A 23,677-nucleotide genomic window follows, 5' to 3' on the forward strand; every position below is an offset into this window, starting at 1 on the left:
GTGACAGAGATATTTAAGACAGTACTATTTCCTATTGATCAAAGCCGGGAAACGCGGGAAGCTGCTGATGTTGTTACCAACGTAGTCAAAAAGTACGGCAGTCGCTTGGTGCTGCTGTCTGTGGTAGAAGAACCACTTCCAGATGCGCCTAATGCAGATGATCCGATGGTGTCACCAGAGGTAGTTGCTAAACTGCTGGAAAATGCCCAATCTTTATTTTCTGGGCAAGGAATTCAAGCTGAAACCTTAGAAAGGCGGGGTAAACCAGCTTTTACCATCTGCGATGTCGCTGATGAAATCGGAGCCGATTTAATAATTATGGGGTGTCGGGGGCTAGGCTTGACTGAAGAGGGAGCCGATGATAGTGTTACTACTCGCGTGATTAATCTTTCCCCTTGCCCAGTGCTGATTGTGCCTTAGCAGTCATAAGTACCCAGGAGCTAGTGTGTTGCTGAATAAACTGTTACGCAAATAATATTGTACATTTACCTGATGACTGATGACTGATGACTGATGACTGAAAACCCGTCAACAGTCATCAGCCAACTGAAACGTGAAGACGGAAGCTCTTGCAGGGTGCGCGAAACACTGAAACGTAAAGGCGGAAGCTCTTACAGGGAACACGGAAGCTCTTGCAGGGTGCGCGAAACACTGAAACGTAAAGGCGGAAGCTCTTACAGGGAAGACGGAAGCTCTTGCAGGGTGCGCGAAACACTGAAACGTGAAGACGGAAGCTCTTACAGGGAAGACGGAAGCTCTTGCAAGTAGAGCGTAATACCAATTTGAAAAAAGAATGCGACAAATAGACCATCTGTAGAGACGCGATGAATCGCGTCTTTACCCAAGGATGTGTTTGAAATCATTAATTGAATTGGTATTAAGTAAGTTGGTGCAATAAAATCAAACTATATAAACAAAAGTAAATAAGACTCAAACTCTTTCTTCCCCTGCTCCCTGCCCCCTGCCCCCTGCCTTATTACAACAATAATTATTTACACCGACCTACTTACCCCCTCTGGGCGATGCGCTGCTGGAATATCACGACCAGAAGTAGAAAGCCACCTCGAAGCACAAGCTGCCACCACGGAGTAATAGTCCCCTCAAGATTCAGAAGGTTGTACATCATTCCTAAGAGAAGAACACCTATAAGCGTCGGAAACACGCTTCCCTGACCGCCTGCGAGAAATGTTCCTCCCATGACGGTTGCAGCGATCGCATCTGTTTCCCAGCCAAAGGCAGCCACAGGCTGACCTGCCCCTAGACGACCTGCGAGAACAACACCAGCAAGCCCTGAAAGCATACCGCTAAATGTGTAGACTGCAAGCTTTACTTGGTTTGGATTCACGCCCATCAGCCGGGAGGCTTCCTCGTTATCGCCAATAGCAAACACATGCAACCCTAATCGGCTTCTGTGTAGCATAAACCAAGCTGCAAAATATAAGAGCGCAACTATAATCACGGGGACAGGAACGAAACCAATAAACCCTCTACCCAGCCAAACAAGTCCCGATGCTGTCGATGATACAGCAATCGACTTCTCCTCAGTGATGCTCAACGCCAGCCCCCGTGCCGCGCTTGCGGTGAATAACGTAACAACGAACGGCTGGAGCCTCGCACGAGACACAAGAAGACCGTTTACCACACCAAGCAAGGTAGTGCTGACAATGCCGCAAACAATTGCTACAAAGCTTCCTTGTCCAGCAAGCAATGCTGCGATGACACCGCCTAGAGCAACAAGGGAACCCACCGAGAGATCGATTCCTCCACTCAGGATCACGACAGTCATGCCCAGTGCCACGATCGCTAGCATACTGTTCTGTCGCATGATGTTCATGAGATTAAGAGGTGTCAGGAAGGTTTCATAACGAAACGATGCGAAAACAGCCAAACTAAGGAGCATGAGCAGCACGCCCTGCGAGGTGAGGAGTCTGGCGAGACGCTTCCCAGCAAGTGCAAGAGACTTTGTAGCAGCCATGACGCGTTAAACCTCCTTAGGACGCTGTAAAAAAATAGCGAAAAGAATGATTACGGATTTTAAAACTAATGACCAGGTGAAGGGAATCAGGAGCATGTTGAAACTTGTGGAAATCACCTGCATAATCAAGGCTCCGACAACAGTTCCGAGTACATTGGCGCGACCACCGGAGAAGGGCGTACCGCCAACAACAACAGCTGCGATCGCCTCGAATTCTGCGTTGACACCGACCTTACTAGGATCGCCCATACCCAGCCTCGCCGTCTCGACGAGTCCGGCCAGCCCTGCAAGCAGGGCGCTAATTATATAGACAATGTATTTCACGCGTTCCGCACGGATGCCCGCAAGCCGTGCGGCCTTCTCGTTGCCCCCAACTGCAACAATCTGACGCCCAAAAAGTGTAGAGCGGATACAAAAGAAGGCTCCTGCAATGACGACTGCCGCAATTACAACCTGAATTGGTATAAAACCGAGATAGCCTTTTCCGAGTGCTTCAAATGTGGGATTGGTGAAGGGAACGAGCTGACCATCCCCGATCACCTGAGCAACCCCACGCCATAAAATCAGAGCCGCCAAGGTAGTGATCAGGGGGTCAAGTTTCAGACGTGAGATTAGAAAGCCATTGATCAGACCAACCAACAGGGCACAGCACAAGGCGGACGAAATGGCAACAGTTATTCCATACTTAATAAGCAATGCCACAATGACAGAAACCAATGCCATAGTAGAGCCGACCGTCAAATCGATGCCACGCGAGGCAATGACAAATGTCATCCCAACGGCAATAAACATTGTGGTGGATACTTGGAGCAACATGTTCAAGGTGTTGCTAACTGTAGCGAAACGCGGAGTGAAAACGGCGTTCGCAATATAGAGAATTAACAGTGCCGCAGGTGCGCCAAAGTCTGGGTTCCATAGGGTTCCCCAACCCAGGTAAGGCTTCTTGCTATTCATGATCTGTGCTGCTCTTCACGGCTTCCTGACCTGCAACTTCCGCCATTACGTGCAGAATTGCCTTTATATTCTTCTGCTCGCCACTGAGTTCTGCGATTGACCGCCCGTCACGAAGGACGATAACACGTTGCGAACCTTCAACTAACTCTTCCACTTCCGATGAAATCATCACAACTCCCAGCCCTTGCTCTGCTAATTCGGCGATCAGGCGCTGGATTTCCCCCTTTGCCCCAACGTCAATACCGCGAGTCGGCTCGTCGAGGAGAAGAAGTTTTGTATTCTTGCACAGCCATCGCGCCAGAAGAACCTTCTGCTGATTGCCGCCTGATAATTCGTGGATCTTCTGTTCGGCGCTGGCCGCCTTAATTCCAAGGCGGTGCATAAAACGATCGACAAGCTCATTCTGTCGTTTTCTGGAAACGATGCCCCATTGCGTAAGGTTCGGTAGTGCAGCGAGGGTGAGGTTTTCTCGCACCGAAAGCTCAGGGATGATGCCGTCTGCTTTGCGATCCTCTGAAAGAAAAGCTATCCCAGCGTTGATCGCATCATGAGGATCGCGTAAGGATAGAAGATTACCTTCAAGTTTTACAGTTCCACCTTCAAGTGGTTCTGCCCCAAACAGGGTACGCACTGTTTCACTTCGACCAGAGCCGAGTAAACCCGCAAGCCCAACGATTTCCCCATGCCGCATTTCAATCGAGACACCATCGAGGCGTTTCTTATATTTGAGAGCTTCCGCCTGGAGCAGCACTGGCCGATCTACCGCATTTTGCGATCGCCCTACAAACGCCGTGACTCCTTTGCTTACTTCTTCTGGCTCACGACCCAGCATAGAACAAACGAGTTCCAGGCGATTGAGCGTGGAGAGCGATCGCGTTATGATGTTACGCCCATCACGCAAAACTGTAACGCGATCGCACACGGCGTAAAGTTCTTCAAAACGGTGGCTGACGTAAACGATGGATGTCCCTTCCGACTTTAGCCGCCGCATGACGTTAAAAAGAACAGAAACTTCAGTTTCGGTAAGCGAACTCGTGGGTTCATCGAGGATCAGCACCCGCGCACTAAAGGATATGGCGCGTGCGATCGCCACCATTTGGCGATGGGCAATATTGAGCGAATTAACCACAGAGCGCGGGTCGATATCCAACCCCAGGCGCTCCAAGATTTCGGATGCTTCGATATTCATCCGCCGTCTATCAATAATACCGAAGCGATGCGGTTCTCTGCCAAGAAAAATATTCTCAGCAACGGTTCGGAAACCCACAAGCTGAATCTCCTGGTAGACAGCTACGATGCCTACCGCCTGCGCTTCGGTCGGGTTCTGGAATGTAACGGGATCGCCATAATCCATAACACCCGAATCTCGTCGATAGGCTCCCGTCATGATCTTAATAAGTGTCGATTTGCCAGCCCCGTTCTCTCCAACCAGCGCGTGGATCTCGCCCGCCTTTAGCTCAAAATCCACACCCCGGAGCGCCGACACCCCGGAAAAACTTTTCTTTATGTCCCTCATGCACAAGACAGTTCGAGTTGCCTGAGTCATAGGCTTTACCTAATTTTTGTCCTGATACCCCATAGTCATCTTCTTTATTCATCATCCAAGTTCAACATATTTCCTGGCTATCTTTTCTTTATTTATATGGCGCAAGAAGCTCGGAATAAATATAATTCTTTTGACTTTTGACTTTTGACTTTTGACTTTTGCTTTGCGGTATTAGTATGCTTCATGCACAAAATCTTTGGCGTTTGTTACGTCAAAGAGTCTGTCCTGAAGAATTATTTTAGGAGGAATCTTTTTGCCAGCAAAATACTTCTCCATCGTAGCGAAAACAAGAGGGCCAAAACGTGGGTTCGACTCGACACTCACGCCAAGTTCGCCGCGAATAATCGCTTCAAGTGCGGCTTTCTGACCATCGATTGAACCGACGATCACATCCTTACCAGGCTTCATGCCTGCTGACTTGAGAGCCTGGATTGCGCCCAATGCCATTTCGTCATTGTGAGCATAAACTGCGGTGATATCAGAACCTTTAGCCTGGATGATGTTTTCCATTACACGCACGGCCGCAGCCCGCGAAAAATCCGCCGTTTGGGTGGCGATGATCTTCATATTGGGATAACTGGCGATCGCATCCCGAAATCCCTTTGCCCGATCAATTGCGACCGATGACCCTGCTGTTCCAGTGAGTTCCACAATAGACGCCTTGCCATTAGTAGCCTGAGCCAGCCATTTGCCAACGCGGTGGCCTTGGACAATGAAATCCGAACCGAGAAAGCTGACGAAATCCTCGCCTGGTCTTCCCGCAGCTTCACGATCAATGAGAAACACTGGTATTTTTGCTGCTCTCGCTGTTTCAAGAGCAGGTGTAAGACCCTCATATTCGCGTGGCGCAAGAAATATGGCATCGACTTGTCGAGCGATTAAATCTTCGATGTCGGAAAATTGCTTCGATGTCTGCCCCTGAGCATCCGTCATCAAGAAATCGTAAGTTTTCTTACGCTTGGCAGCCTCCTCTTTGATACTATTCGTTTCGGCGATGCGCCACGGCCCAATGTTCTCTGTTTGCGAAAATCCGACAATTTTTTTTGTTTTCTCACGCACACAGCCAGACTGCGAGAAAGCCGCAACAATAATCACAGCGTAGACGCTAAATACCAGAAACTTTGACATATAGACTCGGACAGGTTTCACTTTTCATAACCCCATCAGATATTCTATTTCTCGTGTGCGATCGCTAATTATACTTAGATCCATCTTCTGATTTATATTGTCTACCATCTGCTCATGCTAGCGTCTTTCCTGACTCTCTTGGGCTGCAATCGACGGGAGCAAGCAATGCTGACGCTATATACCTTTGGAGACTCAATTTTAGATTGCGGACGATATAACGAGTATGGAGTTCATCCAGGACAACTCCTCGTCCAGAATGACGATCGCCTGTTTCCAGAGTTTCAAGATCCATCATGGTTCACAGCGATGATCGAGCCAAGTCTGCGCGGTGCATCTGAAGTACGACGGGTTTTTCTTTCCTGTATTGTTGGGCAATAAAAATACCTGTTCTGCAACAGTTACTCAAGAACTTGGAATCGGCGTTTAAAAACTTTTTTGGCAAACGCGTAAGCTTGGTGGGAGAGTGTCAAAAAAATACTCTACCGATTTATTTGCCTCAGTAGAGTATATAGTGTATACGTATCTTATGCCTCTAAGCATTATTTTATCCAATAGTAAATCTTTATACTACAGTGTAAATACTGCGTGTTTTGAACAGCACGCAAATTGTGACGGGTGTGGACACGAAAGCGGCGATATTTCTTGAAGGTGCAGTAAGTTGTTCAAAATATCATCCGTCAGCCTGGTATCAAAGTAGTACTTAGAGTTACCCAACAATCATTTGTCAAAACCTCTCGCATCACTGCTTCATCCTTAAAAGTTTCTTGCAAAAGGCGTCCTTCATAGACTAGCTTGATTTCGCTTTGCTCAAATGCCCAAGGAGATATCATTACTGTATGATGATGCTCTTTATCTTCTGTCAAACTTAACTTTAATGTAGTTGTACCATTAGTGGTTGGAACTTGATTAACATAGTTTTCTCCAGTTTTTCCTTCACATAAAATTATCGAAAGTGCATCCCATGTTGCCACTAGTTTTTTATTGCGCTCTATTAGCTTTGGCATTACATAAGGTGCATAATATCCATCTTTTTTAAGAAGTTCAATAATCTGGTTTTGAAATGCATACTCGTTTTTTAGAAAATCTTGAACAATTTGAGTAGACTTCTCTGAGTTTTGCCAACTTGTGAATCTCTCATACAATCCTGTTCCGTGCAATGAAATCAGTAGCGTTGCATATCTACCTAAAGGAAGTGCTAGCTGTTTAGCACCCGACCAAATATCTATATGCACCTCAGTTGCCAATTCTGTAAATTTGTAAGGGTAGCCAGTTTGGGGGTTAAGCGTAGGCTGCTGCTCCCACCGCAACCACCCAATGTCATGCTGTTCTGCGGCCAGATAAACTTCTTCTTTAGGAATAAACTGACCAAATTGCTCATTTCCCCAAGCTCGTGCTAATTGACCTGAAAGCCAGGCATGATGGGGTTGAGTGATACAAATTACTCCATACTTTGATACACGATGTAGCATGAGTTTAAATTTTAGCCTGTTATTGTATCTTTCAACTTATACAAAACAAGGGCTAATTTTCTACAATCTGTAGGTCTAACTGTAGGTCTAATTTGAGAATTAGCACTGCCTAACTATAAAAGTTACTGTAAATGCCCAAAGTTGAACATTAGCGATGATGCAATTTTTGGAAAGTAATATCGGATTTGGGATTTGGTTGACTTACTATTCAGATTCAATCCCAGCAATAGAAAATCAACCTAAATGATTAAGCGCAGACTTAGATAAACGCACTAACTTTTTTGGTACAGCTCCAAAAACATAGTCATGCATTCACTTTTACTAAATCTACATCCGCAAGCCAGATAATTCTACTTTGAACCGATGCCATTTCTTCCAAAATTGGGGAACGCCATTCTACTGCATAAAGCCAATTGTTTTTCAAGCTAAAAATCCCTTGAATAATCCGACGTGATGGTTCTTCACTAAAATCAACTTCCACCACATCCCCCAATTTAAAAGTTGGTGTAGCAACTGGAGCTTTTTCTACTAAGTTTGTTCCAGAAAATTCTTTTTGAGACAAATAGAGTATTTCACGACAACAGACAATGGCATAAATCCATTCCTGTCTCTCCCATTGAACACCACAACAGTAGCCTGATATATCAGAGTTTGATAAAAAAACTTTTTCCAGGATTTGAACTGCCAATGGTGGCATGTCTTTTCCCCACGGTACAGAACTATGCCAACAAGATTCTAAAGCGACAATTTGATTAATCATGCAAAGTAATCTCTTTTTTATACATAAACTACTTTGCACTTGTATAATCCGGATGTAATTTCAAAATCCAGTCACAGCAACATCTTGGTGAGCTACTCCAGAGAGGCAAGGGGCAGGGAGCAGGGAGCAGGGGGCAGGGGGCGAGTAGAAGCCTGGAAGGACAACGGGAATGATATATATTATCCGCTTCAAGGATGGTTGACCAATCCAGCAATGTCTACGATGAGCTTCTCTACGAGACGCTACGCGAACGCTTACGCAGCACTTTGCAAAGTGATTCCCAAAGCAAATGTTCTAGCTCGATAGGTTTAAAAATATAAGGTCTTTTTTAACCTGAGTTTTTTACCCCCTGTATGGAACGGAAAACTACCTTTAAAGAATCACGGGGTCGGGGCGTGGGTATCATTACTAAATCTAAATCTTGCTCTGGTACAAGTTCCCATTCATAACCACGCAATAGCAAAGCAGCAAATATTTTCATCTCTAATTTAGCAAATTCCTTACCTAAACATTCTCTGATTCCACCTCCAAAAGGAACGTAACCAAAAGGTTTAGATTGATCCTCAACCCTATCTATACCAAACCTTTGCGGCTCAAAATTATCAGGATTTTTATATATGCTCTGATCTCGATGGGTTTTACCTATCTGATATAATACAGACCAACCTTGGGGAATACGATACCCCTTAAACTCACAAGTTTGGATAACCGAACGAAAACCACCACCAACTGGAGGAGTAATTCGCAAAACTTCCTTGAGTATTTGGTCTAGGTAAGTCATTTGTTTCAGATGTTCAGATTTTAGCTCACCTGCACAACTTATTTGTTGTTGTTCTCTTTTAGCGGCTGCTAAAACTTCTGGATTTTGCGCTAACAGCAAACATAGAGAAGATAGTGCAGAAGTTAAGGTTTCATGCCCAGCAAATAGTAAAGTTAGAATTTGATCTTTTAATTCTTCTAGACTTAAACTATTACCATCTTCATCCTTGGAATCTAACAATAAACCTAAAGCATCTTGATGATTATTTCCTTGTTGTTGACGCTGTAAAATAATCTCTTCAATTTTTGCTAATAACTTTTCTCGGCATTTTAATGCTTTACCAAATTTCGTCCAAGGTAACCTAATAGGGAGAGTAAATAATCCGGCACACCATTCTTCAAATACTTCAATAAAATGGGTATCCTTAGTAGTGTCTGTTCCTACTAATAATTTACAAGCTATATCAAAAGTATATTGCCTAAGCTCAGGATACCAAGTGAATTGATTCAATTTTTCCCATTTTTTGAAGTAGCGAGCGCTAATTTCTGACATTGCTGGTAGATAACTTGCCAAAGCTCTCGGTTGAAACGCTTGTGATAATAATTTGCGTCTTTTTTGATGAATGCTACCCGTTTGCATTGATAAAGAAGTAGGGCCGAGTAATGTTGCAACGCTCTCTGGCCATTTAATTACAAAATTCTGGTTTTCGTGACTAAATAAATAACGATTAGCTTCTGCTCCCACCATCATAATAGTTGGCGAACCAAATAGATTAGTTTTAAAAATATTGCCGTACTTCTGTTGTCGTTTGGTAGCAAAATCTGGATCACGCAAAAAGCTAATTGTCTCTCCAATCAATGGTAAGCCTAAGCTTCCGGGAGGTAAAGGGAGTTGATTTTGAGTCAGAATGTTTTGGTTTTGTGATTGTTTTTGTTGGATTTTCATGGGTTCAACTATTCAGCCTTGCCATCTACAAGATTTGTCTGTATTTAGGGTAACTGAACAGGTTGGGCTTTGCATCTGAAAATCGAAGCGATCGCCAATTAAAAAGGAAGGGAAAGGCTATACGCCTTTCCCTCATCCCATCAGGAACCCAAAGCATAGTTTACTGGGGAGCAGCGCCAAAGAAGACGATATTCTCAACATTCAAGACATTAAGGGTGAAATCATCACGTTTAATGGTGTAATTGTTGGAGCTTGATGGAATCGTTCCCTTCTCCTCCATTAATATCACTGCCCTCAGTGTTAGAGATTCCTACATGAGTGTCTTCAAATCCAAGTGCAGTTCCTGTGATAAAGTCGTCCCCAAATCCTCCATCAATGCGGCTATCCTGAGTATTATTGATGCCTATAACAAATTTAAGGTCTCCAATAGAAAAGTTGCCTCCGTTTCCGGTTCCGAAGATCGAATCTTTTCCATCTCCTCCATTAATGTAACCGCCCTGAGTGTTAGATATACCTATACCATTTGCAAGGTGACCTCGAAAGCCTTCACCGCCAGCGCCTGTGCCCTCGATAGTATCGTCTCCTATCCCTGCATTGATGATGCCACTGTTAGTAATACCTATGCCTGAGCCGCCAGTTTCGGTGTTATTTTTTCCGCCTCTGCCAGTACCCTTGATAGTGTCTTTACCTGCTTGGGTATCAATGACTCCCTTTTTTTAAACCTCAATTCCAATTGCTGGGAATGCATTATCCTCTAATCCCACCACTGAATCGGAACCAGAAGTACCTATGAACGGGGGCAAAGAAACAATTAATCTGGCCATAATATAACTTTCCTCAATTGAGTGTGATAGAGTTTTAAACCCTGAAAATCTTGCTTTAAGTCAGAATTCACAGAGAACTCTGATATCAGGCTTTCTTTGATCAGAAATTCACAAAGTCATAACTAGAAAGTTTCAGACTTTACAATTGTTGGCTAATGAATTATCTGTTTTGATTCCAACAACTTTTAAGAGTGTTAATAACGACAAATAATCTCTTATTCAACACTTGAAAATAGGTAACACCTGAACATAATAGTACTTGCGTAGCGAAAATTTACTTAAATGTCTATCTTTCAAAAATATCTTTGCATAATCTTTATATTATTTACTAATAAATGTATATAATAACTACTGAACTTTGTATGTCCTTTATATTTTTATTTCACTGTTACAAGTTATAAAATTATAGATGCTTTGTAAGCCTCGGTTCAGGCAATTATACATAGCAAGTTAACGGTTATTTAAGTGCAACAGTAACTTAGAGTTAACTCAATACTAAGAGTGTTAATACCATTTCTTTGTGAGGCTGCGCCAAACCTTCTTAAATTCTTTCTTTGTGTACTTTGCGTCCTTTGCGGTTCGTTTTTCTTCCTTGTACTTAAATATGGTTTAGCGCATCTTCATACAGAATTGGTATAACTCGGCTTTAATTATTAAAATTAAGTTAATAATGCTTTCTATTGGTTTGTCATTTGTATTTACAAACGACAAACAAAGAAGTCTGAGCGCCGGAAGCCGATGCTCAGAACTTTGAAGATAAATCTTGCGTGTAAATATGCAATGTTTATTTGCCTACTAGCTTAAAAGCGATAGTTGCGATCGCGCACCCACATACTAATTGGCACTGCTTTGCCCTGTGGATCAACTTTCGCCTTCACCACAATGGGCGGTACTTGTCCTCTACGGGCGCGTTGGGCTTGCAAATCGTTCCTAATTTGCTGCCGTTGGTTTTCTGGGATGTAATATGTTTCTAAGCCGTAGTTAACAGAACCATCTTGATAAACACCTTTTAAGGCTGCCTGATTAGCTCTTAGAGTTGTGGGGCGATCGCTACTTACTCGTAACGGTCTCCAAGCTCTAGGAACACCGCGACCAGTGGATAGTTGCTCTTGCAAAGTCACGTAGATGTTGGTTCCTTCAGGCAATCTTCTGCCACTTCCACGACCTTTACTGACTAATGTTTGCCAACCAGGTAATCTGCTCAAATTTGCAGTGCGGGATATATTGTAATCTAAGTCTAAGGTGTTACCTTCTAGCACATTGTTAGGGTTTACAGGTACGGTTTGCAAAATCACTGTCTTACCTGCCACATCTGTATAAAGTGCTTGGGCTGGTACTGCCATAATTAGCCCTGTTTGCAGCGCTAGGGGAGCTAGTAACCGCCAAAAAGGCAAAGGCTTATTCGATTTTTGTTCACTCGCAATCAAGTAATCCCGAAAAGTCACTTTACTAGAGAACTCAGCTTCGGGAGACAAGGTTTTATTTTTAGATTCAGAAGAACTATTAGTCATGAGCGTAGTCCTAAAAAGCAGAGGGATTGAGGAGGTCAAAAGTAACGAGATTAGGACTGACGCAGAGAAACTTTAAAAACTTTATTTTGGATTTTATATTTTAGATTTTAGATTCAATCCAAAATCCAAAATTCAAAATCTAAAATTTGCACAGATTCTTTCATCCTTTACACTATTTTTTACTCGCACTACCACCAGGTAAGCGGCGTTCAAACCAGAGTCCAGCACTAATTAAAGCAGAACCGCACAAAACAAAGACTAGGGACTTGAAAAGTAAATCGGTATCGTACTCTTGCACGCGACTGATAATTTGCAGTGTTACTAACAACATACCACCCCAAAAGGAACTTCTGTTGTTTAATTTCAATCCTTCCTGAATTAGTCCCCAGGCTAATGTTGCTAGAAGTACATTGAAAATAAAAACACCAAGTTCATCAATCCGGCTGATAGTTTGATGCCAAAAAGGTACTACAGTAATAAAGGCAAGAAAGGTACTAATGACAGCAGTCGTGAAAATCACTTCGCGGCGCGGAGGGTTATTTCTTTGACGCAGTAGAAACAACCATTGCAATACCGCCAAGCCACTGAGAATCCCCAAATCGATAATCGGCAGAGACGCGAATAAGTTTGTCACATTCGTAGGCTGATTATAACTATAATTTGGAGATTCCCAGACCCAACGAAAAGACAAGATATAAAAGACAATGCCGAAGCTTAACAAGGCTAAATTACGGGCCAGAGATTGAAACAACCTATAATTTATGCTTGGAAACAGCAAGTCATCATAACTCCAGAATAATGCAGGTGGGAGTGCAAAAGCAAAAGATGCCACCCAAGGGGCTATATCAGCATAATTCAGCAGTGGTAGAGGATTAAGGTTGGCCTGTAAAGAACTAGCAAAGACAAAGGCTGCTAGACCAAAAATCCAACGCGAACGACAGAAGTAGGCTAAGGGTACAAATACTATCCATGCCAACAAAGGCATGTGCTGCACCACTAGGCGCGACCAAGTTGGATCGGTTGAAGCGTACCACAAGTCTTCTAATCCTGTCCAATAGCCGATTTCCACGAGGATAATTGACAGAATTCCTAAAGAATTTAAGCACAAACTAAAGGCCATCACTACAACACCCAACCCCCAGGCGAGAAACAGTTGGGAAGTTGAACCAGCAATATTGAACATCTGGGCCATCAGCAGTAAATTTGCACCGAAAATTAAGGCGCTTAAAATGAGCAACCCCTCTCCCAGTAAGCGTTTGCTTTTTTGTGGCTTCTTTCCTTCAGGTGTTATCCAATTGTAAAAACCAGTGATTGCGATCGCAAAAAACAAACTTATCAGCAGAATAAACTTAACTTCTCGCGATCCTCCCTGCCAGTTTCCTGCTACAAAAGTAATTATGCCTAAGCATAGAAGGACGCCGCCTATGGCGATTGCGATCGCTTTATTGCGATCGCGTGTAGCAGCTTCCAGGTTTTTAAACTGATAACGTTCTGCTATTTGCTCATAGAGCGAAGAACTAATTAATCCTTCATCCCTCCATAATTGTGCTTCTTTGCGTAATTTTTGCGGAAAACTATCTAAGAACATGACCTTCTCCGGTGCAGTGGGGTAGCTTGGCCATTGCGTTCCCAATGGCGGTCATTATATTTTGAGTATGAAGCCAAAAGCCTTAATTACATTGTTCTTGTGTAACAGTTTTATTTTGATTTTGATACAACTGACTAATTTCTAATTCGTAATTAATAATCTACATGGAAAAACCTTCTAATTTATTACTTAAAGTCTCACGGCGTTTGTTCACTAATCTAGATGAGCAAGAAAAATTTATTGAGGCTTTAATGAATCCTCAGCCATTTTCACCCAGCATTCTTTGGTGTAAAGAAAAGCCAGATATTTCGCCTTTGACAGTGGAAACATCAACCTATTGGCAACCACAATTTATAGACCGTTTATGTTTGGGAGAAAAACCCGGTCAACATCCCTTACATCAACAAGGATATTTCTATTGTTTAGACTTTTCTTCGGTGTTTGCAGCTACTACTTTGTTAGCTATTTCTCAACCAGTAAGTTTAGTTTTTGATATGTGTGCTGCACCAGGAGGTAAAAGCATTTTTGCTTGGAAAGCTTTACAACCTGATTTACTTATTAGTAACGAAGTAATTGGCAAACGTCTGGGAATGCTAATTTCTAATTTTAAACGTTGCCAGATTAGCCCCAGTGCAGTAGTTAATAGAGATTCGAGTATATTTGCCGAAATGTTTTCCGACTCTAGCAATCTAGTAATAGTAGATGCTCCTTGTACTGGGCAATCTTTACTTGCTAAAGGTGAAAAAGCTCCTGGATGTTTTCACCCAACTGCTATTAACAAGAGCGCCAATCGGCAAAAACGTATTATAGCTAACTCTGCTAAACTTGTTTCATCACAAGGCTATCTTGCTTATATGACCTGCACATATTCACCCGAAGAAAATGAGCAAGTTTGTGAATGGTTTTTGGAACGCTTTCCCCAGTTTCAGGCAATAGAAATTAGTAATTTAGCCAAATATCAGTCGCATTTAACTAAAATACCTTGTTATCGGATGTTTCCTCAAGATATGTTAGGTGCTGGCGCATTTACAATACTGTTTAAAAATACTAACAAGCATGAAAAGGAGGGTAAAGAAGTAGATTTCAATACAATCTCTTCGCTGTATATCTACCAAAATTTGAAAAAGTAAAGTTAGTTAAATTGATGGCAGATATTTTGGCATTAAGCCTTATAAAATATCTCATGTTTTGAATAGTGCTACATTTGTCAATCAGCCACCAGAAGTACACTTTTTACAGCAATTGATTTTATATTTATAAGGTTACAAACCTAGTACAGCACGGTAGAAATAAGCGTACCCTTCGGGTGACGCTCCTACGGACGCTCGTTCCGACGTTCGTTCCTCACTAACGCTGCGCTATCGCTACCGCTTCGCTAACGCTACCGCTACGCTAACACCAGTTGCCTGCAAAGGAGCCAGTGCGGTCTTGGGGTCTCCCCAAGTGGAGCATCTGGCGTTGGAAACCCTCTCGCAACGCTGGTTCACCATTTCAAATAGCACAAAAGCTTGGAATACAATTATGCGTGAATGCGTGAATGCGTGACTTCCGCCTTGCGGTTGTGCGGTACTACTTCAACAATTAATAACTTTCAATAATTAACTTTTATGGTTAACAAAAACAATTTTAACCTTTTCATAACCTTAAATTAACTAAAATTTATCCGGTATCAGCTCTCGACTTTTTGAAATAAACATTGTACAAAAAAGCTATACCGTAAAGGATGCAAATGACATGAGTCGAAAAATCAGCAAAGTCTTTAAACAGTCTGGAGTAATTCCTTATAGAGTGAACAATGGCAAAGTCGAAATCTTGCTAATCACAACCCGTAACTTTCAACACTGGGTAATTCCGAAAGGAGATATTCCTAATGGCATGAGTCCGCCCGCTTCAGCAGCCAAAGAGGCCTGGGAAGAAGCAGGGGTAATTGGGCAAGTAGACACCAATGAACTCGGTAGTTATAAGTACCGTAAAGGAGGAAAAATTTATCGAGTCAAGATGTATTTGTTACCAGTTGAGATGCTAAGTGAAGATTATCCAGAAGCAAGTAAAAGAAAACGGCAGTGGGTAGAAGTTACTAAAGCTATCAGGCGGGTTAAGTTTAATTCACTTAAACGAATTCTTAAAGGTTTTTTCCAGGTCGAATCTCACTTTTGTGCATTTCGAGATTCTACTCAAGTATAGAAACATCTAGTAATTAAATATGCATAATTAAACATACAATAAAATCCTAGTTTGTACTGAGCGATTCATTGCTTATAGCAAGGTTTCTACTACATACAAAATTAAATGAATTTATGGCTAGTACAGCATGGCGTAAATAAGCAGCTCATTGAAAAGCCTTGAAGAGCTTATTTCATAACACTTTTGACTTTTGACTTCCGCCTTGCGGTAATAGCTACTTATTGAAAAACCCTGGAACAATTTGAGAGATTGTTTGAAAAGTCATAATTGATGTATCAAATATTTTTTACCCTACCCTAACCCTCCCCTTATAAAGGGGAGGGAACCAGATTTTTCTTGTTTACCCCTAAAACATCGGGGGGATTAAGAGAGGTAAGAATGTGATTAAAATTACAGCAAACTACTTTTAAAACAGCCTCTGAGAGATTTTCAATAAGTAGCTATAGTTAAAACAAGTAAATATTAGACGTTAAACATTACCCATATTTACATTTATTTAATGGTGGTATGGATATATTTATTGAGTGTTCGTTCTAAATCCACAATAAAGCTACCCAAGTTTTGATCCCGACAATTCCATCAGCTTGCAATCCTTTAGATGTTTGGAAACTAACAATTGCATTCTTAACTGACTCAGAAAAAAGCCCATCAATGCTATCAGTATACAATCCAATATTTTTTAATTGCTGTTGTAATTGTTTGACTCTTAGCCCAGAATCTCCTAGCTGTAAGGAATTAAATCTATTCAAATCGGCTCGACCACTAACACCAGCTACACCAGATACGTCACCTTCATATTGATGGATTAGGTATTGTCCCTGCCAAGCACTAGGAATAGTTGGGTTCTTAGTTCCGTAGTGGGCAATCCATAATGGATAACTAGCAAAATCAGATGGATTGCCAATTTGTTCCCAGTAATTAGGGTAAGTATAAATAATCGGTTTGATTGGTTTTTGTGTTTGTTGTAGAAGGGCTTTTTCCACCTCTGCTAACCACTGTTTAGCTGCATTAATTACTTCTTGGCTATTTCCTCCTTTATCAGTTACCTCTACATCCAAAACTGGTGGTAAATCTCCTGGTTCTAATTTACCCAGCGTTTTCAAGAATTCCTTTGCTTGCTCAACCGGGTTTGATGTATGGGAATGAAGGAAATGATAAGCACCCCGAATAATACCAACAGTTTTCATGGTTTGCCAGTGATGAGCAAAAGCAGAATCTTTGATAGTAACTCCTTCTGTGGCTTTGACAAATGCAAAAGTTTTACCAGAGTTTTTTACTGCTGTCCAATCTACTCTGCCGTCTTGATCGAAAACATCAATTCCTTCCATATAACTCTTTAACCTTTTTGATTAGTACAATAGTGAACTTATCAGAGGCTTTGATTAAATTTATGCTTTTTTTGGGTATTTGAGTGAATTACTGAAATTTACTTAGGTTGAGCGTCAGCAGATCGCACTGGAGTCACTCTGACTTTACCTGTACAAGGATTAATTTGTTCTGTGAGGGTAAAGTGCTTATAAGCATTAGGAGGTGTGATTTCAATCTTACTAGACATTGGGCATTGTTCCTCCGTGGAACGAATGTGGTTATATGCTATCTGAAATGAGGCTTGTTTTCCCGGAGCTAGAGTTACTTGTTGTCGAGGTTGCTTACTCGAAAAGTAAGTGCTCTCGGAGCGAAGAATTTTTACTTTCTTCAAAGGCTGATCTTTTTCATCCAGTAGTGCCAATCCTGGATAACCGTAGAGGGTGCAAGGGGATGAGGCGTTATTTGTGAAGGCATAGGTAAGTGCAACATTCCCAACTCCAGCATCTTCAGAGACTCGGCGCACTGATAATTGGCTAGTTTCACAGCGCGTCGGATTTGCAGCAATAGTGGCTTCAGGGGTGGAATGCTCTATAGGTTTTGCTGTCGGTGTAGCTGTTGAGTTTAATACAGCTTCTTTCGTCGGCTGCTCAGTGCTTGTTGGCAAAGCTTGCGGCTGTTTTGTAACAGAGGAAGAACCGACACAGCCAGTTGTCATTGCAGTTAGGAGCAACAATATACTGCTTTTCACAATTGAAATTCGCATATCTTTTTTTGTAGTTAACTACTTACACTGATGCTTCACACACAGTATAAGTTTCCAGATTCACTAAGGATTGCCTCGTTGTGCGTTTTATCTTATACAAATTTACTATAAAGATCCACTGAATTATTAAACGAACCGTCAAGTACTCTCCGCGTTCGCAGAGCATCTCTTAGAAAAGATAGAAACTAATAATTAAGTGTAAGTTTATAAAGAAACGTATTGACAAAATGCGATTTATCCTTTGGAATTTTAAATAATGTAGAGAAATAGATTTATATCTGGTTCAGATCGTCTATCTACATAACCCAAGTTACTAGTTATCAAAAAGCGCCTACTTAGAACTATAAATTTTGAATTTTTGGTATTTAGCAATGCTTCAAATCTCGATTTTTGTATCTTTTTGATACAGGTTAGGAGCATTAACTAGCAACTTACTTTACATAACTATAGAAACGCTACAAATGTATGGTTAACTATAGTAAGTAATTACGATTGTTGTAGCTAACAAAATTATGAGATTTTTCAATTTTTGTCAGATCAGTCTTCCACTGATCGGCTTTGCCTTGCTAGGATGGATAGCCCCAAGAGCTAATGCAGCAGTTTTAGTCGGGAGTTTTAATAATAATTCTATTCTGCGCTACGACGAAAAAACGGGAGAATTCATTGATGACTTTGTTTCTTCAGGTAGTGGTGGACTAAAGGGAACAACTGGTTTAACTATTGGCCCGGATAATAATCTTTATGTAAGCAGTATTTTGAACGGTAGTATCCAACGCTACGACGGGAAAACAGGGAATTTCATTAGTACCTTTGTTCCTTCCGGTAGTGGTGGACTAGATGCACCTGAAAACTTAGTTTTTGGGCCTGATGGCAACCTCTACGTTACCAGTATTAACAGCCGCACTAGTAATAGTGTTCTCCGCTACAACGGACAAACAGGAGCTTTTATTGATACTTTTGTTCCTTCAAGTAGCGGCGGACTCACTTCTCCTTTTGGTTTGAGCTTTGGTTCAGACAATAACCTTTACGTCAGTAGCTCTCTAACGGATAATATTCTTCGCTACAACGGACAAACAGGAGCTTTTATTGACACTTTTGCTACAGAGGCAAAAAGTTCAGAACCTGCTGGTTTGACCTTTGGAGCAGATGGCAATCTATATGTTGCTAACTTTGTGAGTAACAATATTTCGCGCTTTAATGGAAAAACAGGAGCTTTTATTGACACCTTTATTCCTGCTGGCAGTGGGGGACTTAACGGGCCTGTCAAGCCAATCTTTGGTAACAACGGCAACCTTTACGTTAGTGGCTTAAATAGTAACAACGTGTTGCGTTACGATGGCAAGACTGGAGCTTTTATTGACACCTTTATCCCTGCCGGTCGAGGTGGGTTAAATGGGGCTGGCTTTTTGGCTTTCACTGAAGATAGCACTGTTATTCCTGAACCTAGAATGGGGCTAGCTGTGTTGGCACTTGGTGCTGTGCTAGGAGCAAGCAAGGTACTTAGGCGTAAGCAAAAAGCCACATCATAAAAATCCAGCAATCACTGTAGTTTGAGTAGGCAGCCCAGGCGATTTGAGCATTTTGATTCCAAATACCCAAAAATTTGCATCTAAATGGAATTTATTACAATTTGGAGGGGGAGTAGTAGCCAATGATTACTACTCCCCTTCTAATAAAAATTATTACTACTATTGATTGGCGATTTTATTTTTTGGAAGTGCATTACTCAAATTCGATATTATCTGTTGCTTCAATCAAAGCACTACGAATTCCTGCTTCACTCATCGAATGTCCGGCATCAGGAACCACTATAAATTCAGCTTCTGGCCAAGCGCGATGTAATTCCCAAGCTGATATCATTGGGCAGACTACATCATAGCGTCCCTGAATAATTACAGCCGGAATATGGCGGATACGGTCTACATTTAAGAGTAATTGATCTTCTGTTTCCAAAAATCCCTTATTCATAAAGTAATGGCATTCAATACGTGCAAAAGCTGAAGCAAATTCATTCTCCCCAAACTTTTGCATGAGTTCTGGATCTAAGAAAAGTCTACTGGTACTAGCTTCCCAAATTGACCAAGCACGCGCTGCTGTTAATTGAATTTCTAAATCTGGATTGGTCAAACGTTTGTAATATGCTGCGATTAAATCATCACGTTCGTCTATGGGAATTGGTTTGAGATATTCTTCCCAAGCATCAGGAAAAATATAGCTAGCACCCTCTTGGTAAAACCATCGCAACTCTTTTTGCCTTAGCATGAAAATACCACGCAGAATTAATCCCGCGCAGCTAGAGGGATGGGTTTGACTGTAGGCTAATGATAAAGTGCTACCCCAACTACCACCGAAGACCACCCACATTTCTATACCTAAATGTTGGCGCAGTTTTTCAATATCACTGACTAAATCCCAAGTGGTGTTTTCTCGTAATTCAGCATGAGGCGTACTTTGACCACAACCGCGCTGGTCAAACATGACTAACCGCCATTTTTCGGGGTGGAAATATTGCCGATAAAAAGCTGGACATGCACCACCAGGGCCCCCATGCAGCAAAACGATGGGTTGACCTTGCGGGTTCCCTGACTCTTCAAAATGAATGGTATGAAGGTCAGAAACCTGTAAATTACCTTCTAAATAAGGCTCGATCGCTGGGTAAAGTTCTCGCATTTTCGATATTTTATCAGTAATATTATCATCGCGATCGCGTCAGCCCTGAGTTGTTAGATCGTTGGCGCGCTCGCACGCATTACACAAGGAAGATTATCTTCTAAAAATTCCTAGTTTTACACGGCTGAATTTAACGACGAAGCCGGGGTAGGATTTTGGTTAGAATAATCCAGAAAACAAGGCTGGCGATCGCACCTGTGCCAATACTGTACCAAAAAGCTTTTGTTTGGTAGAAAAGAATATCTTTAGGTGGAGTTTGTTGAGCGAGAATGACAGAGGATGCAATCTGGCTTGTTGCTAGTCCAATACCTACAATCGCAATATTAGTGTTGAGGTTGCGATCGCGCTGTGCTTCTTCTATCTCCACCATGCCGCGAATTGTAGCGGTCAAGTTTTCTAATATTGCTAATCCTGGATTTAGACCGAGATAGTCTTTTTCTAATTGTACCTGATATTTGTCTTTGACTATCTTGCTAAATTCTTCTAAAAATTTCTCAGTTGTAAAATTGTTTTTACAGTGTTTTTCGTAGTTACGCTCATTAACTTCAACTGTGTGCTGTTGAGTTTGTAGCAGGTTTATATCTTGGACGTAATTAAATACAGTATTAATGTTTTTTTGCAATTCGCTTTTTAGCTCTTGCAATCCTTTCGTTGATAAACTTTCTAAACTATTCTGGTCTATTAAACCATGCTTATATTGCTTCGACAGTCTTTCTTTTAGTTCCCGTCCCTGTTCATAGGCCCAAAGGATTTTATGTCTACAGTAAAACAAGTATCTCCATGAATTATAAAATTTACTAGCTTTTGCAAATGTAGCTTCATCAGGATAGAAAACAACTATCACATGACTGCCTTTTTCAATTTTGTCCCAACGCCCTTCACCACGCCACATTTCATAGACTCTAGCGCCTAAAAATTCTCCTAAATTTTGATGTTGATGTCCTTGTGGAATTATGGCTTTGTAAGCTTGATGAGCGTTTGCTTCAAGAATTGGGTTATTAGCTAGAACTGTCCAGCCTGATATCATCCAAGTTTGCCCTAAGTAGCCATTTTCTGAAATTCCAAGTGCTAAATTGCCATTTTCTGGTAGAAGGTTTAAATCTTTGATTTGAGTTAAGGTATGCTCAATATCAGATAATTCAATTTTTTGAGCGACAGAGCCGCTATAACGTAGGCAGTTACTATCATCAAAATTCGCTTGACTGTAAGAACCATCAACATGATTTGAAATTGTGTTCTGGAAATAAAGGCTTTGTGGATCTTTGTCGTTGGGTTTAGTTGAGAATCCCTTTTGTTTAAGTTGTTCTTTAAGTTGTTCTGCAAGCTTTGACCAATAATCTTGCGTATTGCTCGAACTATCTGCAAGATGGCTTGATCGTAAGATGCAACAGCTTCTTCGTAGCGTTGCAATACATCTAATGCAATTCCTCTACCTCGCAGGGCAAACGCATCTTGGGGGGTAAGTGCGATCGCTTGATCCAAATCTGCTTGTGCTTGCTGCGCTTGGTCAATTTGTTGGCAAACCAATCCTCGCCATACTAGCGCCAAAATGTAGTTTGGCTTAATTCTCAAAGCTTGGTTCAGGTATTCAATGGACTCGTGGTATTGTTCCAGACTATAACAAGTTATACCCAACCCATAAATTATTTGGGGGTTTTCCGGTTCCAGTACAGCAGCTTGCTGAAAAATCTGTAAAGCTGCTTGGTACTCTCCCCAATCTAGTTGGTTGTGTCCTTGCTCTAGTAAACTTGCTACGCTTGGCATTATTACCCAAAGTTCAGTAAGTTTGATTGATATTATAACTTCTGGGCTGAGTAATAGGCTGTTTATAGCAATGCATTTGCAATAATTATTACAAAACCATTAAATAAGTATCTTTTCCTTCCACTGGCAAAACTCGCAATTTCTGATTTTGTAAATCGGGTTCTAATCCTAAATCTTCTAAAGGTATTAATTCCAATAACGGATCTGAACCTTCTGGTAATTCAATACAATTGAATGTCCCTTCTCTTCCCTCAACTGAAAGATTCAACATTTTAAAAATCCGAGCTTTTTGTACTCCTGTAGCTATTTTTACATCTACTTCTCTTTGCAGAGGCAATCCCAAATCAAGAATAATATTTTTAGGCAAGCACAGCCTTGTTGCACCTGTGTCAACTAAAACATCATGTAAAGTAATTGAGCGTATTTGTTCTGTGGGAATAAATCCTCTTTCTGCAAGAGTTTGGTCAATTTGGTTAATAATAGTGATTGTAGTAGTTACTTTGCCCATTTTTTCACTTTTGCTATTTGTCATATCATTTTCCTATAAGAGGATGTTTGAAAAGTGGTATGTTGTGATTTTAATCGAATTATCACAAATTAAAGGGTTGAAGACCCCATCCCTTATGGGTTGCTTGTTTTGTGTTAGGGTCTAAATCCCCATCACAAGACGTAATTGCGAATAGGCCAAAAAGCGAATTGCGAATTGTTTAATACCCCCCTTAATCCCCCTGATACATTAGGGGGGAAACAGGAAATCCAGTTCCCTCCCCTTTATAAGGGGAGGGTTAGGGTGGGGTAAAATCCAGATTTATCAAACAACAGCCCCTTGTTTAGGCTGACGCACCGGACGCTTGCGTAGGCGTAGCCCGTCGTAGACATCGCTTCGACGAACGCCTCCTGCCATTTTGTATTCATCGCTATTCTTGCCGTACTTTGCAGCTACACTGACTAACATGTGTTCTGTTAGTTCCATCAGCGACTTTTCGGCAACTTCAAAGGCTCCCTGAGTCAGATCCACGGTGGAGAGACTTGAGTTATAAGTTTCTAACTTGTCTTGGGTTGTTTTGATGAGGGCTGCAAAAGAGTCAATTGTTACCCCATTGCCTAAGTCTAAGGTAGGACTGATCGATTTCAAAGCTGCAATCCGACGTTGCGCTCTATCAAGTACTTTAGACCCGCGTTTTGGACGTGACATAAATCACTTTCCTGTTTTTAATAATGCGCCAGGACAAAAACTGAGTTCTACCCTGAACTGTACAGCACTAGAATAGACAAAATTAGGGTTAATTGACACCCGCATTATTCAGTATAAATCAATTTATTTATTACAAAAATCTTGAATTGCTTTATGTAAATTCTTGTAGGTTGCCCGAATTCAATAAACGACTGCCCGAATTCAATAAACGACTACCCAAATTCAATAAACGACTGCCCGAATTCAATAAACGACTACCCGAATTCAATAAACGACTACCCGAATTCAATAAACGACTGCCCGAATTCAATAAACGACTGCCCGAATTCAATA

The 23,677-nt window shown here is 41.6% G+C and carries 21 protein-coding genes; 5 read left to right on the forward strand and 16 right to left on the reverse strand.

The window, feature by feature from the left end:
* The first annotated feature begins 9 nt into the window (after positions 1-9).
* Positions 10-420, forward strand: coding sequence for a universal stress protein (locus tag RMY00_RS33250; RefSeq protein WP_322651645.1), 411 nt, complete (start codon positions 10-12; stop codon positions 418-420).
* Between the two features lie 586 nt (positions 421-1,006).
* On the opposite strand, the gene RMY00_RS33255 is transcribed toward RMY00_RS33250, so the two are convergent.
* From RMY00_RS33255 to RMY00_RS33270, 4 genes are all read right to left on the reverse strand, one after another.
* Positions 1,007-1,975: an ABC transporter permease gene (locus RMY00_RS33255; RefSeq protein WP_322651623.1), complete on the reverse strand. Its 969-nt coding sequence runs from the start codon at positions 1,973-1,975 to the stop codon at positions 1,007-1,009.
* Between the two features lie 6 nt (positions 1,976-1,981).
* Complete coding sequence (locus RMY00_RS33260) at positions 1,982-2,929, reverse strand: ABC transporter permease (protein WP_322651624.1); 948 nt, start codon at positions 2,927-2,929, stop codon at positions 1,982-1,984.
* Entirely contained in the window at positions 2,922-4,475 is a 1,554-nt protein-coding gene (locus RMY00_RS33265; protein ID WP_322651625.1) for a sugar ABC transporter ATP-binding protein, read from the reverse strand. Before RMY00_RS33265 ends, RMY00_RS33260 begins: the two co-directional genes overlap by 8 nt.
* A gap of 171 nt (positions 4,476-4,646) precedes the next feature.
* A complete protein-coding gene (locus RMY00_RS33270; RefSeq protein WP_322651626.1) occupies positions 4,647-5,603 on the reverse strand; it encodes an ABC transporter substrate-binding protein in 957 nt (318 codons plus the stop codon).
* A 114-nt stretch (positions 5,604-5,717) separates the two neighbouring features.
* Here RMY00_RS33270 and RMY00_RS33275 point away from each other — a divergent pair, with 114 nt between their 5' ends.
* Entirely contained in the window at positions 5,718-5,981 is a 264-nt protein-coding gene (locus tag RMY00_RS33275) for a hypothetical protein (protein ID WP_322651627.1), read from the forward strand.
* Positions 5,982-6,280: 299 nt separating this feature from the next.
* Here the strand turns inward: RMY00_RS33275 and RMY00_RS33280 are convergent, their stop codons facing one another.
* From RMY00_RS33280 to RMY00_RS33300, 5 genes are all read right to left on the reverse strand, one after another.
* Positions 6,281-7,072 (reverse strand): DUF3891 family protein, encoded by a 792-nt coding sequence (locus RMY00_RS33280; protein WP_322651628.1) that lies wholly within the window; start codon positions 7,070-7,072, stop codon positions 6,281-6,283.
* Positions 7,073-7,376: 304 nt separating this feature from the next.
* Positions 7,377-7,832 carry a DUF1392 domain-containing protein gene (locus RMY00_RS33285; protein WP_322651629.1) on the reverse strand — a complete coding sequence of 152 codons (456 nt, stop codon included), beginning with the start codon at positions 7,830-7,832 and terminating at the stop codon, positions 7,377-7,379.
* Between the two features lie 328 nt (positions 7,833-8,160).
* A complete protein-coding gene (locus RMY00_RS33290; protein ID WP_322651630.1) occupies positions 8,161-9,537 on the reverse strand; it encodes a cytochrome P450 in 1,377 nt (458 codons plus the stop codon).
* Positions 9,538-11,161: 1,624 nt separating this feature from the next.
* Positions 11,162-11,872 carry a GDYXXLXY domain-containing protein gene (locus RMY00_RS33295; RefSeq protein ID WP_322651631.1) on the reverse strand — a complete coding sequence of 237 codons (711 nt, stop codon included), beginning with the start codon at positions 11,870-11,872 and terminating at the stop codon, positions 11,162-11,164.
* Between the two features lie 172 nt (positions 11,873-12,044).
* Entirely contained in the window at positions 12,045-13,460 is a 1,416-nt protein-coding gene (locus tag RMY00_RS33300; RefSeq protein WP_322651632.1) for a DUF2157 domain-containing protein, read from the reverse strand.
* 164 nt (positions 13,461-13,624) lie between these two features.
* On the opposite strand from RMY00_RS33300, the gene RMY00_RS33305 reads away from it, so the two are divergent.
* Complete coding sequence (locus RMY00_RS33305) at positions 13,625-14,590, forward strand: RsmB/NOP family class I SAM-dependent RNA methyltransferase (protein WP_322651633.1); 966 nt, start codon at positions 13,625-13,627, stop codon at positions 14,588-14,590.
* A gap of 604 nt (positions 14,591-15,194) precedes the next feature.
* Positions 15,195-15,644, forward strand: a complete 450-nt coding sequence (locus RMY00_RS33310) for an NUDIX hydrolase (RefSeq protein ID WP_322651634.1) — start codon at positions 15,195-15,197, stop codon at positions 15,642-15,644.
* Between the two features lie 533 nt (positions 15,645-16,177).
* Here RMY00_RS33310 and RMY00_RS33315 read toward each other — a convergent pair.
* Both RMY00_RS33315 and RMY00_RS33320 read right to left on the reverse strand, forming a co-directional pair.
* Positions 16,178-16,972 (reverse strand): GH25 family lysozyme, encoded by a 795-nt coding sequence (locus tag RMY00_RS33315; RefSeq protein WP_322651635.1) that lies wholly within the window; start codon positions 16,970-16,972, stop codon positions 16,178-16,180.
* Between the two features lie 98 nt (positions 16,973-17,070).
* Positions 17,071-17,715: a DUF4232 domain-containing protein gene (locus RMY00_RS33320; protein ID WP_322651636.1), complete on the reverse strand. Its 645-nt coding sequence runs from the start codon at positions 17,713-17,715 to the stop codon at positions 17,071-17,073.
* Between the two features lie 512 nt (positions 17,716-18,227).
* On the opposite strand from RMY00_RS33320, the gene RMY00_RS33325 reads away from it, so the two are divergent.
* Positions 18,228-19,244 carry an SMP-30/gluconolactonase/LRE family protein gene (locus RMY00_RS33325; RefSeq protein ID WP_322651637.1) on the forward strand — a complete coding sequence of 339 codons (1,017 nt, stop codon included), beginning with the start codon at positions 18,228-18,230 and terminating at the stop codon, positions 19,242-19,244.
* A gap of 193 nt (positions 19,245-19,437) precedes the next feature.
* Here RMY00_RS33325 and pip read toward each other — a convergent pair whose 3' ends face one another.
* The 5 genes from pip to RMY00_RS33350 form a co-directional block, all read right to left on the reverse strand.
* On the reverse strand, positions 19,438-20,385 hold the full coding sequence (gene pip / locus RMY00_RS33330; RefSeq protein WP_322651638.1) for a prolyl aminopeptidase: 948 nt from the start codon (positions 20,383-20,385) through the stop codon (positions 19,438-19,440).
* A gap of 130 nt (positions 20,386-20,515) precedes the next feature.
* Positions 20,516-21,412 carry a hypothetical protein gene (locus RMY00_RS33335; RefSeq protein WP_322651639.1) on the reverse strand — a complete coding sequence of 299 codons (897 nt, stop codon included), beginning with the start codon at positions 21,410-21,412 and terminating at the stop codon, positions 20,516-20,518.
* A gap of 86 nt (positions 21,413-21,498) precedes the next feature.
* Positions 21,499-22,149 carry a tetratricopeptide repeat protein gene (locus RMY00_RS33340; RefSeq protein WP_322651640.1) on the reverse strand — a complete coding sequence of 217 codons (651 nt, stop codon included), beginning with the start codon at positions 22,147-22,149 and terminating at the stop codon, positions 21,499-21,501.
* Between the two features lie 88 nt (positions 22,150-22,237).
* Complete coding sequence (locus tag RMY00_RS33345; protein ID WP_322651641.1) at positions 22,238-22,681, reverse strand: aspartyl protease family protein; 444 nt, start codon at positions 22,679-22,681, stop codon at positions 22,238-22,240.
* 279 nt (positions 22,682-22,960) lie between these two features.
* Positions 22,961-23,344 carry a hypothetical protein gene (locus tag RMY00_RS33350; protein WP_322651642.1) on the reverse strand — a complete coding sequence of 128 codons (384 nt, stop codon included), beginning with the start codon at positions 23,342-23,344 and terminating at the stop codon, positions 22,961-22,963.
* Between the last annotated feature and the right edge of the window lie 333 nt (positions 23,345-23,677).

The sequence above is a fragment of the Nostoc sp. ChiVER01 genome (assembly GCF_034531155.1).
Taxonomy (GTDB): domain Bacteria; phylum Cyanobacteriota; class Cyanobacteriia; order Cyanobacteriales; family Nostocaceae; genus Nostoc.